The sequence below is a fragment of the Mycobacterium sp. NPDC048908 genome, from assembly GCF_043197955.1.
In the GTDB taxonomy this organism is placed as follows: domain Bacteria; phylum Actinomycetota; class Actinomycetes; order Mycobacteriales; family Mycobacteriaceae; genus Mycobacterium.
Genome location: NZ_JBICUE010000017.1, coordinates 43,205 through 59,510, shown reverse-complemented (window position 1 = coordinate 59,510; position 16,306 = coordinate 43,205). Strand labels below are relative to the sequence as shown.

General features: G+C 66.1%; 11 protein-coding genes. 4 read left to right on the top strand and 7 right to left on the bottom strand.

Features of this window, described 5'->3' with window-relative positions:
* The first annotated feature begins 7 nt into the window (after positions 1 to 7).
* From ACGFK1_RS28610 to ACGFK1_RS28595, 4 genes are all read left to right on the top strand, one after another.
* Entirely contained in the window at positions 8 to 424 is a 417-nt protein-coding gene (locus ACGFK1_RS28610; protein WP_393437648.1) for an MBL fold metallo-hydrolase, read from the top strand.
* A 93-nt stretch (positions 425 to 517) separates the two neighbouring features.
* A complete protein-coding gene (folE, locus tag ACGFK1_RS28605; RefSeq protein ID WP_393437645.1) occupies positions 518 to 1,141 on the top strand; it encodes a GTP cyclohydrolase I FolE in 624 nt (207 codons plus the stop codon).
* A gap of 43 nt (positions 1,142 to 1,184) precedes the next feature.
* Positions 1,185 to 2,552, top strand: a complete 1,368-nt coding sequence (locus ACGFK1_RS28600; protein WP_393437643.1) for a DHA2 family efflux MFS transporter permease subunit — start codon at positions 1,185 to 1,187, stop codon at positions 2,550 to 2,552.
* Positions 2,549 to 3,301 carry a dihydrofolate reductase family protein gene (locus ACGFK1_RS28595; protein ID WP_393437640.1) on the top strand — a complete coding sequence of 251 codons (753 nt, stop codon included), beginning with the start codon at positions 2,549 to 2,551 and terminating at the stop codon, positions 3,299 to 3,301. Before ACGFK1_RS28600 ends, ACGFK1_RS28595 begins: the two co-directional genes overlap by 4 nt.
* A gap of 3 nt (positions 3,302 to 3,304) precedes the next feature.
* Here ACGFK1_RS28595 and ACGFK1_RS28590 read toward each other — a convergent pair whose 3' ends face one another.
* The 7 genes from ACGFK1_RS28590 to ACGFK1_RS28560 form a co-directional block, all read right to left on the bottom strand.
* Positions 3,305 to 4,681, bottom strand: coding sequence for a serine/threonine-protein kinase (locus tag ACGFK1_RS28590; RefSeq protein WP_393437637.1), 1,377 nt, complete (start codon positions 4,679 to 4,681; stop codon positions 3,305 to 3,307).
* 21 nt (positions 4,682 to 4,702) lie between these two features.
* Positions 4,703 to 6,253, bottom strand: a complete 1,551-nt coding sequence (locus ACGFK1_RS28585) for an acyl-CoA carboxylase subunit beta (RefSeq protein ID WP_393437634.1) — start codon at positions 6,251 to 6,253, stop codon at positions 4,703 to 4,705.
* Between the two features lie 20 nt (positions 6,254 to 6,273).
* A complete protein-coding gene (gene pks13, locus ACGFK1_RS28580; protein ID WP_393437777.1) occupies positions 6,274 to 11,607 on the bottom strand; it encodes a polyketide synthase Pks13 in 5,334 nt (1,777 codons plus the stop codon).
* Positions 11,608 to 11,716: 109 nt separating this feature from the next.
* On the bottom strand, positions 11,717 to 13,606 hold the full coding sequence (gene fadD32 / locus ACGFK1_RS28575; RefSeq protein WP_393437631.1) for a long-chain-fatty-acid--AMP ligase FadD32: 1,890 nt from the start codon (positions 13,604 to 13,606) through the stop codon (positions 11,717 to 11,719).
* A 255-nt stretch (positions 13,607 to 13,861) separates the two neighbouring features.
* Positions 13,862 to 14,872, bottom strand: coding sequence for a cutinase family protein (locus ACGFK1_RS28570; protein WP_393437628.1), 1,011 nt, complete (start codon positions 14,870 to 14,872; stop codon positions 13,862 to 13,864).
* A gap of 9 nt (positions 14,873 to 14,881) precedes the next feature.
* Entirely contained in the window at positions 14,882 to 15,343 is a 462-nt protein-coding gene (locus tag ACGFK1_RS28565) for a DUF732 domain-containing protein (protein WP_393437625.1), read from the bottom strand.
* A 62-nt stretch (positions 15,344 to 15,405) separates the two neighbouring features.
* Positions 15,406 to 16,293, bottom strand: a complete 888-nt coding sequence (locus ACGFK1_RS28560; protein ID WP_393437623.1) for an alpha/beta hydrolase-fold protein — start codon at positions 16,291 to 16,293, stop codon at positions 15,406 to 15,408.
* Between the last annotated feature and the right edge of the window lie 13 nt (positions 16,294 to 16,306).

Below are 16,306 nucleotides of genomic sequence, written 5' to 3'. Positions count from 1 at the left end.
GTCGGCAATGACCGCGAGCCCCGGGATGACACCGTTCGATCATCTGGACACCGACTTCGTCGCATCGCTTCACACGGCGGGCATCGACCCGGCAGCCGTTGACGTCGTCATCGATACGCACCTGCACTCCGACCACGTCGGGTGGAATCCGATGCGCCGTGATGCCGCCTGGGTGCCGACATTTCCCAATGCCCGCTATGTCATGCCCGAAGCCGACTACCGGTCCTTCCATCCGGACAACGCGGCCAACTGGCCCGCGCCGCACACCGAGGCGGAGACGGGTGCTGACAGAGGCGTCTCGGCGGCGGGCCGCGGTGATTCCGGCACCCTACCCGCGCCATGGCGGCGCCACAGCTGGAGTTGCCCGCGATCTGAGCGTCGCCGTCAGCAACCGAGTTGTTCAAAAACGCTGACGGCGTCGTAAATGCTCTGCTACTAGTAATAGCGGCTACTCGATAATTACGCCACGCAGCAAACGATTATTGGCTGCGTTATGTGGTGTTGCGGGGAGGTATTAATGCTGCAGTCAAGAGAAGTACCACAAACGCCTCACGTGAAACTGAAACCTGCTCGCACTTTCGATCAGGCCGCCGTCGAAGCCGCGATATTCGACTTGCTGGTGGCACTTGGCGAGGATCCCTACCGCGATGGCCTGCGGGATACTCCGGCCCGTGTCGCCCGCGCCTACCGCGAGACGTTCGCCGGCCTGTATGCCGAGCCCGACGACGTGTTGACCACGATGTTCGACGAACAACACGGCGAACTCGTGCTAGTCAAGCAAATTCCGATGTACTCCACATGTGAACATCACCTGGTTTCTTTCCACGGAGTCGCCCATGTTGGCTATCTTCCCGGCGACGACGGCATGGTCACCGGATTGTCGAAAATCGCGCGCTTAGTGGACTTGTACGCCAGGCGGCCTCAGGTCCAGGAACGGCTCACTGGGCAAATTGCCGACAGCTTCATGCGCAAAATGAACCCCCGCGGCGTCATTGTCATCGTCGAGGCCGAACACCTGTGCATGGCGATGCGCGGCGTCCGGAAACCAGGGGCCGTGACGACCACCTCCGCGGTGCGCGGTCAGTTCGCCACCGATCCGGCGTCGCGTGCCGAGGCTCTGCACCTGCTGCTTCGCCAGTGATCTCATGACCTGCGCGCCGACAGAGAGCCCCCCGCTCCGGGCGATGCGGGCAGTGTGGTCGATGATGGTCGGCTTCTTCCTCATCGTCGTCGACTCGACCGTGGTCACGGTCGCCAACCCGGTCATCAAACAACAATTCAGCGCCTCCTATGACGCGGTGATCTGGGTGACGAGCGCCTACCTGTCGGCTTTCGCGGTGTTGATGCTGCTCGGCGGACGGCTCGGAGATCGGTTCGGACCGAAGAACGTGTACCTGGCCGGCCTTGCCGTGTTCACCGCGGCGTCGGTTTGGTGCGGCACGGCCGGATCCATCGGGCTGCTGATCGGAGGACGGGTCGCCCAGGGGGTAGGCGCCGCGCTGATGACACCGCAGACCTTGTCGGCGATCACCCGGACCTTTCCACCCGAACGGCGCGGCATCGCGATGAGCATCTGGGGCGCCACCGCAGGGATCGGGATGTTCGTCGGCCCCTTGGCCGGCGGCGCCCTCGTGGATTCGTTGGGCTGGCGGTGGATTTTCCTCGTCAACGCCCCGCTCGGCCTCATCGGCCTCGGTCTGGCCGCGCGGGCGGTCCCTGCGATACCCGGTCGACCTCACCGGCTGGACCCGTTCGGTGTGGCATTGTCCGGCGTCGGCATCTGCCTGATCGTGTTCGGATTGCAGGAGGGACAGCACCACGGTTGGGCGTCGTGGATTTGGGGCGTGATCGCCTGCGGCCTTGCCGTGATCGTCGTGTTCATCTTCTGGCAGCGCGTCGGGCACCATGAACCGCTGATTCCGCTGACGTTGTTTTCTCACCGCGACTTCGGCTTGGCCAGTGCCGGCGTCGCGATGATCAGCTTCACGGCCATCGCGTGTGCCATTCCGCTGATGTTCTACCTGCAAGAGGTGGGCGGACTCCCGCCGATCCGTTCGGCACTTGTCACCGCGCCGATGGCGATCGCGACCGGGGTACTGGCCCCCGTCGTCGGACGCCTTGTCGACCGCGTGCCGGTTCGCCCGATCATTGGACTCGGCTTCGCGATACTCACCATCGCCTTGCTCTGGCTTGCGGCGGAAATGACCCCCGGCACGCCGCCATGGCAGTTGATGCTACCCCTGGCCATGATGGGCGCCGCAGGTGCAATGGTGTGGGAACCGTTGGCAGTCGCGGCATCTCGGACGTTGCCGGCCGAGCTTGCGGGTGCGGGCTCAGGCGTCTACAACACGGTCCGGCAGATCGGGGCCGTGCTCGGTAGCGCCTGCATCGCCGCGCTGATGGCCTCGATGTCCCTCAGAGAATCGATGATCTTGCCGGCCGTTGTCGCGGCGCTGGGCGCGATCACCGCAGTGTTTCTCGTCGGCCACCGGTCACCCGAAGCCAGCGTGGTGACACACCCACCCGGAAGAAATGTGAGCGCCGCACTATGACCGCTGTTGCCGGCAAGTCCTATTCGGCTTCGTATGAGACTGAGACGCTCACCGACGACGCACTCCGCGACATCTTCGCCTACCCCGAAGACCTCAGCCGACCGAGATTCCGCGCGAATTTCATTGCCAGCATTGACGGCGCGGTGACACTCGACGGCGCAGGCCGGAAACTGGGCACGCCGACGGACCGCCGGGTCTTCAGCCGATTGCGAGAGGTCGCGGATGTGATTCTGGTCGGTGCCACTACGGCAAAGTCCAAGCCCTACCTCGATATTCAGCTGATTCCCGAAGCGCGAAGCTGGCGGTTGTCGCGCGGACTGGCCGCCGCTCTGCACGTGGCGGTGGTGTCCAGCAGCGGCGTCATCTCGCCGCAGCTGCTCCACAATTCCACGCCGCCGATCGTGATCGTTTCGAGGAGCGCCGACAGATCAGCCCGTCGAGCACTCGAAGCCTCCGGCGCGATTGTCAAACAGATGCCCGACGGCAGGATCGCCTCTGCGTCAATACGGCACGCGCTGGCCGACCTCGGCTTGAACCGCGTTCTCGTCGAGGGAGGTCCCACCTTCTTCTCGCAGTTGGTCGCGGACAACGAAATCGACGAACTGTGCTTGACCACAAGCCCCATGATGGTCGCCGGGCCCGCCCGACGCGTGGCCGCCACCGTTGCGCATGTCGAGATTCACATGCAGCGAAGTACCGTACTGCTCGGCAGCGATGGAACCGTCATTGTCCGATGGGTTCGGCGCTGAAACTCACGACGGCGGGGCCGACGTGGGCACGTTGCCCTGCACGATGTCGTCGTGGCAGTCCAGCCGCGACTTTCCGGTCTGCTCCATACAGACCAACACCGGGCCTTCCGTCTCCGACGGGTACACCTCGTCGTTGGGGCCTGCAGTTGCGGTCGGGCTGGCGATCTCCCCCGGGTACAGCGACCAGATCGTCGCGTTCGTCGTCGGCAGGTGCGCGCAATAGGCGGGTGCGCCGGTTTCGGTGATACCCGCCGCACCGAGCGTCGCGCAGTTGGCCCCGACCAGCACCACAGGCAACGTGACGCTGGCAGGCGGGGCCGGGGCGGGCGATGACGCCGTCGGCTGCGGCCTGGCTTCTGCGGCGCGGTCGTGTGTGCGATCGAACATCACGAACGCGATTGCGGCGATGGCGATCACGACGAGCACCGCAGCGGTGCCAATCAGCGCTCGCCGCCGCACGTTCACTTCCGGTCCGGCATGCCTGGGACCGGTCACCGGGACGGCCAGCTTGGTCTCGTCAGCGCTGAGTTCGCGGTCCTCGCTGCCGATGTGGTGAGCGAGTGCGCGCGCGAAGTCGATGCACCGGTCGTAGCGGTCCTTCGGCGACTTCGCCAACGCCTTGTCGAACACCGGGCCAAGACTGGACAACTCCGGCCTGCGAGCGCCGATGTGCGGTGGAGCGGCCGTCAGATGCTTGCTGATCACTACGGCGGGATTGCTGTGCTGGAAAGGTGGTGTGCCGGTGAGCAATTGGAAGGCGGTCGCTGCGAGTGCGTACTGGTCGGCACGCCCGTCGATCTCTTCGCCCTTGAGTTGCTCGGGCGCGGAGTACGATACCGTGCCGACGGTCATGTTCGTCCCGGTCAGCGCGCTGGGTTCGCCGATCCAGCGGGCAATCCCGAAGTCGGCCAACATGATTCGCGCGCCATCCGATTCCTTGGCGGTCATCAGGATGTTGGCCGGTTTCACGTCACGGTGCAGCAGGCCTTTCTGGTGGGCGTAGTCGAGCGCGTCGGCGACCGCGGTGACGATCCGCACGACCTCGTCGGCAGGCATGCCGTTCGGATACCGCTCGGCGAGCAGACGTCCGGCGTCGGTGCCCTCGACGTAGTCCATCGAGATCCACAGTCGGCCGTCGACATCGCCGCGGTCGTGCACCTCGACGATGTGCGGGTGCCAGAGGGTTGCCGCGATGTCGGCTTCGCGGTTGAACCGCTCCCGGTACTCGCTTTCCGCGCAGACCGTGGCCGAGAGGACCTTCAGCGCGTCGCGGCGCGGTAACCGCGGATGCTGGGCCAGATAGACCTCACCCATTCCGCCAGCGCCAAGCGATCGCAGGATGGTGTACCCCGCGATCACCTCGCCGTCCGTTAGCGGCATGGGCGAATCTTAATGGTTGATCTAGATCGGGGTCAGGCCATGCTTGCGCTGCACACGGGTGATCTGCTTGTCGCGCAGCAGCCGCAGCGACTTGCGCAGCAGCAAGCGGGTCTCGTGCGGCTGGATCACCGCGTCGATGTAGCCGCGTTCGGCGGCGATCCACGGGGTGGCCATGTTGAGGTTGTAGCCCTCGATGAAGTCGGCGCGGATCTTTTGCACCTCAGGCGCGGTGGGGTCGGGGAACCGTTTCACCAGAAGCTGTGCGGCCCCCTCGGCGCCGATCACCGCGATCCGCGCGGTCGGCCACGCGAAGTTCAGGTCGGCGGACAACTGCTTGGACCCCATCACGGCGTACGCGCCGCCGTATGACTTGCGAATGGTGATCGTCACCTTCGGCACGTCAGCCTCGACGACGGCGTTCAGGAACCGGCCGCCGCGTTTGATGATGCCGCCCTTCTCCTGTTCGACGCCGGGCAGGAAGCCGGGGGTGTCGACGACGAAAACCAGTGGCAGATTGTAGGAATCGCAGAACCGGACGAAACCGGCGGCCTTGTCGGAGGCCTCGTTGTCGATCGAACCCGACAGATGCATCGGCTGGTTGGCGATCACCCCGACGGGACGGCCGTCGACGCGCGCGAAGGCGGTGATCATCGCCTGGCCGCGCTGCGCACCGACGTCGAAGACGTCGCCGTCGTCGAAGATCCGCAACAAGATCTCGTGCATGTCGTAGGCCATGTTGTCGCTGTCCGGCACGATCGAATCGAGTTCGTAGTCGTGCGGGGTGATCTCCGGCTCGAGACCTGGATTGACGATCGGCGGATCATCAAAGGTATTGGGCGGCAGGAAGCTCAAATAGTCACGGACGTACTGGAAGGCCGCGGCTTCGTCCTCGACCACCTGGTGGATGTTGCCGTATCGGGCCTGAGCGTCGGCGCCGCCGAGCTCGTCGAGCGAGACGTCCTCGCCGGTGACGTCCTTGATGACGTCGGGGCCGGTGACGAACATGTAGCCCTGGTCGCGCACGGCCACCACCAGGTCGGTCTGGATCGGTGAATACACCGCTCCCCCAGCGCATTTGCCGAGGATGATGGAGATTTCGGGGACCAGGCCTCGCAGCAGCTCGTGGCGGCGGCCCAGCTCGGCGTACCACGCCAGCGACGTCACCGCGTCCTGAATACGGGCACCGGCCGAGTCGTTGATGCCGATGATCGGGCACCCGACCATGGCCACCCATTCCATCAGCTTGGCGACCTTGCGGCCGAACATCTCGCCTACCGAACCCTGGAACACGGTCTGGTCGTGGCTGAACACGCCGACCGGCCTGCCGTTGATGGTGCCGTGCCCCGTGACCACGCCGTCGCCGAACAACGCGTTGGGATCGCCCGGCGTCTTGGCGAGTGCACCGATCTCCAGGAAGCTGCCGGGGTCGACGAGCGCGTTGATGCGGGCGCGGGCACTGGGGATGCCCTTCTTGTCCCGCTTGGCGACGGCCTTCTCGCCGCCGGGCTCCTTCGCCAGCTCGAGCTTCTCGCGGAGTTCAGCCAGCAGTGCCGCGGTGGTTCGATTCGTCACTTCGACTGGTGCTCCTAGTCCTACTTCGCCTCGAAGGCGACGCGTTCGATGCGGTTGATCGCCTCGCTCATGTGCGCGCCGACCTTCGCAATGTACGGCTCGTCGATGGCCTGGATGTGCTCACCCCCGATCGGCACGACCTCGAGGTCGGCGACGAACTCACCCCACCCACCGTCGGGCTGACGGATGGCGTAGCGCGGCTCGAAGAAGATCGCGTCGTCGTGGTACCTGTCGGCCATGTAGAGAGTGACGTGCCCGTCGTAAGGCTGGATCTCCACGGTCTCGAGCAACCGGTTGTCCAGGTAGGACGTGCGCTGGTGCTCGATGACGCCGCCGGGGATCTGCACGCCGCTTTCCTTGACCGCGTCGAGCACGAACTGCACCTGGCCCTCGTCGTCGAGTTCCTCGAGCTGCTCGTACGGGATCGGGGGCACCTCGACATTGAAGGTGCGCTCCGCGAACCGCGCGTAGCGGTCCCATCGGGCGCGGGTCTCCTCCTTGGTCTTCGGGATCTCCTCGCCGGGGCGGACCATGTCGATCAGCCCGACGAACCGGACGTCGGCGCCCGCGCGTTCGAGCCCGATCGCGCACGCGTAGGCCAACGCACCGCCCAGCGACCAACCGACCAAGATGAACGGCCCGTTGCCGCCCAGCTCCAGCAGCTTCGGCAGGTATGCCGCGGCACGCTCCTCGATCGAGCCCTCGACCCGCTCGAAGCCGTACATCGGGGTGTCGGCGGGCAGCCGCTTCAGCAGCGGCTCGTACACCACCGTCGAGCCGCCTGCGGGATGGAACACGAACACCGGAGTCCGGTTCGAACCCTCCTGCGGCGCGCGCAAGGTACGGACGAATCCGTCGACCTCTCCCGCTTCGAGGTGCTCGCGCACGATGGTCGCCAGCGCCTCGATGGTTGGCGAGTTCTTCACGTCGTCGACCGTGATGGTGCCCTCGGCGCGTTCCGAAAGCCGTTGCGCCATCTTCTCGTACGTTGCGTCGTCGAGCGTGGGCAATGGGTTGAAGATGCCGCCCGGCGACTTGCCGGTGACGATCGCCCACGTCGCGAACGTGACGCGTTCGGCGGCCTCCCGTGGCGGCACGTCGGCGCCGAGCGCCTCGACGACCGCCTCCTGCGTCAGCACTTTGGCAGCGGCCGACGCCGCGTTCGGCTGGTCGGGTCCGGCCGGGTTGGTCGGCGGAGCCGGGACGGCGCCGGCGGGGCCGCTGGGATCAGTTGGCGGCGGCGGGATGTCGCTTTGCGGAGCGGCAGCGGCCGCGGCATCGAAATTCGTCGCGGTGCCTGCACTGGTGAGCGTCTCTTCGAGTTCGGCGACCGTCGAAGCGCCACCCATCAACTGCGCTTGTTCGGCGGCAATCTCTTCTGGAGTCATCGCCTTCTGGTGCTCGGCGAGCTGATCCACCTCGTCGCGGTGTTCGATCGCATACTCGATCAGCTTCTCGACCGCGTAGAGGTTCGCGTCACGGACGGCGGTCAGCTGGATCGGCGGCAGGTCGAAGTCGTACTCGACGCGGTTCTTGATCCGCACCGCCATCAACGAGTCGAGACCGAGTTCGATCAGCGGCACCTCCCACGGAAGGTCCTCGGGTTCGTAGCCCATCGCACCGCCGACGATCGTGGCCAGCCGGTCGTGCACCGTCTCGCCGGTATCCGCCGACCACTTGGCAAAGCCCGCACCGAGGTTCGCGCCCTGAGTCAGATTGTCCTGCAGGATTTCCGGAGCCGCTTCGGCGGCGACATCGGGCTCAGCAGAGACTTCCGCAGGGGCCTGGGCGACCACCGTGCCAACGCCGACGGCTGACGGCAGTGCGGCCGCCGCGCCGTCGCGGCTCACCACCGCGTCGTACACCAACGTGAACGACTCGTCGATGCGCGCATGCACCTGCACCGTCGCCCCACCCGGGTGACGGGTCAGCGTGGTCACCAGTCGGGCACCGTCACCTGGAACAGCACGCTGCTCGAATGCCGTCAGCTTCGCGCCAGGAAGAACCTGCGCCGCAGCGGCTTTCACCAATGCGCCGAGATCGGGCTGGCCCTTCGGTGCGAACTCCCACACGTGGCGGCCATCGGGGGTCGCGACGTGATTGCCCGGCATCATCACCGAACTGTCGCCGGTGAACTTCGCGTCCAGCCAGTGCGGCTTGCGCTTGAACCTGGTGGGCGGGATGTTCGCGTACTCAGTCCCCGGGTGGACGGCCCGGGAAAACAAGGTGCGGAAGTCGAGATCGTGGCCGTGCACGAACAACTGCGCCATGGCCGACGTCATCGAGTCGACCTCGTCCTGCTTGCGGGCCAGCGTCGCGATCAGCTGCCCGTCGTGCAGGCCCGCCGCCGCGGTGGTCAGGCCAACCTGCATGAGCGCCACCGGATTCGGTGCCAACTCGAGGAAGGTCGTGTGTCCGTTGTCGACGGCGTTGCGGACACCCTGGGTGAAGTGGACGCTGTGACGCAGGCCCTTCTTCCAGTACTCCACGTCGTGGATCGGCTCGCCGCCGGGCCGGATGTATTTGCCCTCGTGCACCGTCGAGAAGTAGCCGGTGGTCAACGGATGCGGTTCGATGCCCTGCAATTCCGCGGCGAGTTCGCCGAGCAGCGGGTCCATCTGCGAGGTGTGGCTGGCACCCTTGGTCTGGAACTTGCGGGCGAACTTCCCCTCGGACTCGGCGCGCGCGATGATCGCGTCGACCTGCTCCGGCGGACCGCCGATGACGGTCTGGGTCGGCGCGGCATACACGCACACCTCGAGGCCCTTGAAGTCGGCGAACACCGTTTCGATCTCGTCGATGGAGTACTCGACGAGCGCCATCAGCCGGATGTACTCGCCGAACAGCATGGCCTCGCCCTCGCCCATCAGGTGGGCACGCGAGCAGATCGTGCGGGTGGCGTCGGCAAGGGACAGGCCTCCGGCGAAGTACGCCGCGGCCGCTTCGCCGAGCGACTGACCAATCACCGCAGCGGGTTTCGCGCCGTGGGCCTTGAGCAATTCGCCGAGCGCGATCTGGATCGCGAAGATCACCGTCTGCGTGGTCTCGATGCCGTAGTCCTGCGAGTCGTCGAGGATCAGTTCGACGATGGAATAACCCAACTCGTCCTGGATCAGCGCGTCGACCTTGTTGATCCACTCGGCGAACGTCTCGTTGCGCAGGTACAGGTTCTTGCCCATCTTGCGGTGCTGGGCGCCGAATCCGGCAAGCACCCACACCGGCCCGTTGCTCACCGGGCCGTCGGCGGTGAACACGTTGGGATTCTGCTTGCCTTCGGCCAGCGCCCGCAGGCCCTTGATGGCCTCGTCGTGATCGTGCGCCAAAACCACCGCGCGCGAACGACCGTGGTTGCGCCGCGACAGCGAGCGACCGATCGACTCCAGCGACGACGCGCGACCCTCCGCGCTGTCGATCCAGTCGGCCAACTCGGCAGCGGTGGCCTTCTTGCGCGACGTCAGGAACCCTGAAACCGCGAGCGGCACAACCGGAGTGGGCTGTTCCTCGGCCTCGAGCTCCTCGCGCGCAATCGCGAGCAGGCGCAGCGCCTCGTCGGTGAGGCCGGGCAGTTCCGGCCCTTCATCGCTGGCCGCGGCGTGCTGCGGTGCGGCACCCTCGTCAGAGCCGTCTGGGTCGAAGCCCGCTTCTCTTCGCGCAAGCGGCTCATCGATGAACTCGCCGTACTCATCCATCCGCACGCCGCCGATGTACACGGCGTCGGCCTCGGAAGCTTTCGGCTTGTCCGGTTCGTCTTCGGGTTCTGCTTCCGGTTCAACGAGATCCGACGGCAGCACCTCGCGCAGCACCATGTGCGCGTTGGCGCCCCCGAACCCGAAACCGGACACGCCGGTGACCGCGTGGCCGCTGTAGCGCGGCCAGTCGGTGACGGTGTCAGCCACCTTCAGATGCACCGCGTCGAAGTCGATGTACGGGTTCGGACCGGTGTAGTTGATCGACGGCGGAATCTTGTCGTTCTTCAGCGCCAACGCCATCTTCGCCAGGCTGGCCGCGCCTGCCGCCGATTCCAGATGGCCCACATTGGATTTCACCGCGCCGAGCAGCGCCGGCTTGTCCGCGGAGCGGCCCCTGCCGACAACGCGGCCCAGCGCATCGGCCTCGATCGGGTCGCCGAGGATGGTGCCGGTGCCGTGCGCCTCGATGTAGTCGACGTCGCGCGGGTTGATGCCCGCGTCCTTGTACGCCTTACGCAGCACCTCGGCCTGCGCGTCGGGATTCGGCGCGAGCATGCCGTTGGACCGACCGTCGTGGTTGACCGCGCTGCCCGCGATCACTGCGAAGATCTCGTCCCCGTCACGCCTGGCGTCGGACAGTCGCTTGAGCACCAGCATGCCGCCGCCCTCGGAGCGCGCGTAACCGTCGGCATCCTGCGAGAACGATTTGATTCGGCCGTCGGACGCCAACACGCCGCCGACCTCGTCGAAACCGATCGTCACCAGCGGAGTGATCAGCGCATTCACGCCGCCGACCACAGCGACGTCGGCCTCGCCCGCACGCAAAGCCGCGACACCCTGATGTGCGGCCACCAGCGACGAGGAGCACGCGGTGTCGATGGCCATCGACGGTCCGCGGAAGTCGAAGAAGTAGGACACCCGGTTGGCGATGATCGAACTCGTGGTCCCGGTGATCGCATACGGATGCGCGACCGTGGGGTCCGACACCGCAAGGAACTGGTAGTCGGTGTTCGACGACCCGATGTAGACCCCGACCCGCTCACCGCGCAGGCTTGACGCCGGAATACGGGCGTTTTCCAGTGCCTCCCACGTCAATTCGAGTGCCATGCGCTGCTGGGGGTCGAGGTTGTCGGCCTCCATCTTCGACAGCGTGAAGAACTCGGCGTCGAAACCCTTGATGTCGGTGAGGTAGCCGCCGCGGGTGCGCGCCTTGGCGACGCGCTCGGCGATGCGCGGTTCGGACAGGAACTCCTCCCACCGCCCCTCCGGCAGGTCGGTGATCGCGTCGCGGCCCTCCAGCAGCGCCTGCCAGGTCTCGTCCGGGGTGTTCATGTCGCCGGGGAAGCGGGTGGCGATACCCACGATGGCGATGTCCTCGACGTCGCGCTCGCGGGACCAATCCTCTTCGACGCCAGTGTCTTCGATCTCGGGCTCGCCCTCGATGATGACGGTGGCCAACGATTCGATGGTGGGGTGCCGGAACGCGACGGTGGCGGTCAGCGTCACACCGGTGAGGTCCTCGATATCACTGGCCATCGCGACGGCGTCCCGCGACGACAGACCAAGCTCGACCAGCGGCGCGGCTTCGTTGATGTTGTCGGGCGACTGGCCGGTGGCGTTGGCGATCCAGTTACGCAGCCAGCCGCGCATCTCGGCGACCGTCATGTCGGTGCGCGGCGAGGTCAGCGGCTTCTCGGGCGCGAGCTGAATCTCGTCGTCGGAGGGCCGGTCGGGTTGTTGCGAATCGTCTTGTGTGTCAGCCATATCCGGAGCTCTAGTCGGTTTCGTCGGGGAACGCGTTGGCCACGCGCCCAGTGCGCAGGCTGCCGTCCAGATAGGCGGCGCGGCAGGCGCGCCTGCCGATCTTGCCGCTCGACGTGCGGGGTATCGCGCCGGCCGCGGTGAGCAGCACGTCCCGCACGGTGACGCCGTGGCGTACCGCGATCGCGGCACGGATGTCGTCGGCGATCGGGCCCATATCGAGCTTGTGTGCGCCGGGCGCCCTCTCGCCGACGATCACCAACTGCTCGGAGGTGTCGTCGGGGTCGCGCTTGAGACCGGCGTGCGCATTCTCGAAAACCTCGTCGGGCAACTGGTTCGCCGGCACGGAGAACGCGGCGACGAACCCGGTTCGAAGCGCCTTGGACGCCTCCTGGGCCGAGTACTCGAGGTCCTGCGGATAGTGGTTGCGGCCGTCGATGATCACCAGATCCTTTGTGCGCCCTGTGATGTAGAGCTCACCGTCGTGGTAGGCGCCGAGGTCACCGGTGCGTACCCACGTCGCGTCGTCGGCGGCGCCTTCGGCGTGCGAGGGGTTGGTGCGCGACTTGAGGATGTTCTGAAAAGTCTCAAGCGTGGCTTCCTCTTTGCCCCAGTACCCGGTGCCCATGTTCTGCCCGCTGATCCAGACCTCGCCGATCTGACCGTCGGGCAATTCGGTGGCGGTGTCGTTGTCGACGATCACGGCCCACTCGGCGATGCCGATCTTGCCCGCGCCCGCCTGCGCGACGGCCTTCGGCGAGTCGTCGGGAACCGGCATGAACCGGCCCACATTCAGCTCGTCGCGGTCGACATTGATGATCGTCGGCTCGGCGTTCATCGGAGTGGTGGACACGAACAGCGTCGCCTCGGCGAGGCCGTAGGAGGGTTTGATCGCCTTGGGCTGGAATCCGAACGGACCGAAGGCCTCGTTGAAGCGTCGCACCGTGGCCGCTGAGATCGGCTCGCTGCCGTTGAGGATGCACTTGATGTTCGACAGATCCAGCGGCGGCTCACCGTCTTTGGGCACACCGCGGGCCGCGGCATGGTCGAACGCGAAGTTGGGGGCCACCGAGATGGTGCCGCCGGTGTCGCCCTCTTTGCGGGCGAGTTCGCGGATCCAGCGAATCGGCCTGCGCACGAACGCGGCCGGGGTCATGAACGTCACGTAGTGGCCGATCATCGGCGACAGCAACACGGTGATCAGACCCATGTCGTGGAAGAAGGGCAGCCAGGACACGCCCCTGTCGCCTTCCTCACCCTCCAGCGCCTCGATCACCTGCACCACGTTGGTCGCGAGGTTCAGGTAGGTGATCTGCACACCGGTCGGGATGCGGGTTGAGCCGGAGGTGTACTGCAGATAGGCGATGGTGTCCCGGTTGATGTCGACGGACTCCCACGTCGCGCCGACGTCGTTGGGCACCGCATCGACGGCGATGACGCGCGGGCGCTCCTTGGCGGGGCGGGTCCGGAAGAACTTGCGCACCCCCTCGGCCGCCTCGGTGGTGGTCAGAATCGCCGTCGGATGGCAGTCGTCGAGCACTGCGTGCAGGCGTCCGACGTGACCGGGTTCTGACGGGTCGAACAGTGGCACGGCGATGCGACCGGCGTACAGCGTGCCGAAGAACGCGACGAGATAGTCGAGGCTCTGCGGACACAGGATCGCGACCCGGTCACCCGGCTGGGTGACCTGCTGCAACCGGGCGCCGACGGCGCGGTTTCGGGCGCCGAAGTCGGCCCAGTTCAAATCGCGGGCGACGCCGTCGCGTTCGGTGGAGAAGTCCAGGAAGCGGTAGGCGAGCTTGTCGCCGCGCACCTTCGCCCACCTCTCGACGTGACGGACCAGGTTCCCGTTGTCGGGAAACACGATCTGTCCGCCCTTGAGGAACGGGTTGTGGAAGGCCATCGCACTCTCCTGTCAAGCCACGCGCTCATCGCGAAGCCACTTCAGCTCTTGCCGGCGGGACGCCGCAGTCGTGCCGTCGAGGCGAACCGCGCGAACCCAAACCCTGGAAATGGTACCGGGGAGTAGGCGTTAAGGACGTCAACCATATTTATGGGCTCTGACCTGCGTATTCAGTTCGACTTTCGCGCACCGCTCTTAGTTTTTTCTTAATGTTAGGCGAGCTCTCGGCCCAGGCCAAATCGCTCCGGTCACATGTCAGCCATGTTTTGGGTGCGGAGCGTTATCAATCACGTTCTGCGCCCACCCCAGTGTCCACTGTGTCGCCGAGGCGCCATCGAGATTCCAGAACTGCGGCGTGGCATACAACGCGTGAATCGGTTGCCCACCGTTGCCGGCGAGCACCTCGAGGGTGCGCGGCAGTTGGGTGATGTTGAATGCCGACTCCGGCGCCGCGCAGATCAGGTCGCCTCGCGCGCAGATCTCGTTGGTGCGGCCGTTCAGCGCGCCGAACCCGCCGGGCCGCGGACCCGTCATCGTCAGGCCCATCGCCGACAGCGTCGGTACTTCCTGCAGCGTGATCTCGGCGCCCTGACCATCTGGGTTGGGGCCGATGTCCTGACCGACGTTGTCCTGGCGACGGCCGTCGGCGATCACCGTGACACCGAGCACCAGATCCTCGTCGACCGGCCCGCGCCCGTTGCCGACGTCGCTGGCGATGTCACCGGCGATCACGGCGCCCTGGGAAAAGCCGACGAGCACATAACTCGTCAGCGGGCACGCGTCGTTCATCCGCTTCATCTCGTCGACCGCGGCACGGGTCCCCTCGGCGCGGCTGTCGTTGTACGACATCTGCTTGTCGGCCGAGAGCGGATTGTGGAACTGCGCGGTGTACGGGACGGTGAAAATCTCCAGCCGGTCGTTGCCGAACTGCGCGCGAATCGGGTTCGTCACATTGAGCAGAAGCGCGGCGGGAAACTGCACCGGGTTGTGTGGATCGAGTTGCGTCGAGGATTCCCAGGTCCCCGGGATGGAGATCATCTCGACGTCCGGGCAGTCGGCGGACTGAAATTCCGGACGTGGCTTCTTGGCGGTCGGCGGCACAGCGGTGGGCGGCACGGCGCTCGGCGGCAGCGCGGTCTGCGGGGTCTCGGGCTTGCGCAGCACCACGATCACGATCGCGACGATCAACACGACGACAAGTGCCATCGCCCCGGCTGCGACGAGCGCGAGGATACGGTGGCGTTTCCGCCGATTGGTCTTGGACATGTGCTCCTGCTAGCAGAGTTTGTCGGTTGCGATCCGAATGTAGTCAGCCGTCGCCGAATTCACGTCACCGGCCGACGGTGCCGACGAACTCAGATGCGCGGTTCTCACATCGCCGCGCACCAACGGCACCACGACGTCCCATACGGCTTGATCACTCTGTTTGGCGGCCTGTGCCTGACACACGTACGACCCGATGCGCAGCGCCATCAGATCGCTCGACGGCTTGACGCCGGCGGCGCCGAGCGCATCGAGATACGCCCGCTGCTGATCGGTCACCACCATCGCGCTGCCATCGTCGGGCTGCGACGGCGCCGGCGCGCTCTCGCTTGTCGACAGTCCGACGGAGGCCATCACGTCGTCGGCCACCGAGCAACCGGTCAGCAGGACCGCGCAGGACGCGACCAGAACCGAGGTTGCCGACCACCGGCACAGGTTTGCCAGGCCGGTCGGGCGTCGTTCGGCGTGCTGCACTCCTCCAAGGTACCGGCTGCTCCGGCGGGAACCCGGTGACCGCGGCCGTTGCTACGTGATGGCTACCTGATCGTGGCGACGAGTTCGCCGGACATCGCACCTAGCTGACCAGCCCAGGTACCCCAGTCATGTTGCGGACCGTCAGGGAAATCAAAGTGCCCGTTGTGCCCGCCGACCGAGCGGTAATGCTGGTAGAACGAACGGTTGCTGCCCTGCGCCTGGTCGCAGTATCCGATCATCGCGGCGGGATCGGCGCACCCCAGCGTGGACGGGCTGAACACCCACAACCGGGTGTTGTTGTCGGCCAGCAACTGCACGTGCACGTCCGGGTCATGCCACTTCCACCGGCCCAGCTGTGGCAATCCCCACATGTTGCGGGTGTCGACGCCGCCGAACTGCGCCAGCCCGGCGGTGATCGCACCGTTGGTGTAGGTGTTGGACGGGTTGAGGAAACCGGACAGCGATCCGGCGAACCGGTAGCGGTCAGGATGGAACGTCGCGATGGTCACCGCTCCGGTGCCGCCCTGTGCGGCGCCGACGATGGCGTGACCGCTGGGCGCGAGCCCCTTGTTGGCGGCCATCCAGTCGGGTAGCTCGTTGGCCAGGAAGGTCTCCCACTGCCTGCTGCCGTCCTGCTCCCAGTCGGTGTACAGGCTCCATGCGCCGCCGGCGGGCGCGGCCACCGAGATGCCCTTGCCGGCGAGGGTGTTCATCGCATTGCCTGCAGTCACCCAGTTGCTGACGTCGGGGGCCGCGTTGAACGCGTCGAGAAGCACGACCATGTGTGGGCCACCGCCCTGAAAGGCGACCGGGATGTCGCGGCCCATCGCAGCCGACGGCACCATCAGCATCTCGACGTCTGCCTTGGCGATCGGCGCCACCGATGTGCCAACCGACCAAAGCCCTGCGGCCAGCGCCACGGTCAAGAGCCCTCGTATCAACCCACGCATGTACCCCACCTCA

Bases quoted from the DNA above. Each gene is read 5' to 3' on its own strand.
- ACGFK1_RS28560 (WP_393437623.1), bottom strand. From the start codon at position 16,293: ATGCGTGGGTTGATACGAGGGCTCTTGACCGTGGCGCTGGCCGCAGGG.
- folE (WP_393437645.1), top strand. From the start codon at position 518: ATGCTGCAGTCAAGAGAAGTACCACAAACGCCTCACGTGAAACTGAAA.
- fadD32 (WP_393437631.1), bottom strand. From the start codon at position 13,606: ATGGCCTTCCACAACCCGTTCCTCAAGGGCGGACAGATCGTGTTTCCC.
- pks13 (WP_393437777.1), bottom strand. From the start codon at position 11,607: ATGACGGTCGCCGAGATGCGCGGCTGGCTGCGTAACTGGATCGCCAAC.
- ACGFK1_RS28610 (WP_393437648.1), top strand. From the start codon at position 8: ATGACCGCGAGCCCCGGGATGACACCGTTCGATCATCTGGACACCGAC.
- ACGFK1_RS28600 (WP_393437643.1), top strand. From the start codon at position 1,185: ATGCGGGCAGTGTGGTCGATGATGGTCGGCTTCTTCCTCATCGTCGTC.
- ACGFK1_RS28590 (WP_393437637.1), bottom strand. From the start codon at position 4,681: ATGCCGCTAACGGACGGCGAGGTGATCGCGGGGTACACCATCCTGCGA.
- ACGFK1_RS28570 (WP_393437628.1), bottom strand. From the start codon at position 14,872: ATGTCCAAGACCAATCGGCGGAAACGCCACCGTATCCTCGCGCTCGTC.
- ACGFK1_RS28595 (WP_393437640.1), top strand. From the start codon at position 2,549: ATGACCGCTGTTGCCGGCAAGTCCTATTCGGCTTCGTATGAGACTGAG.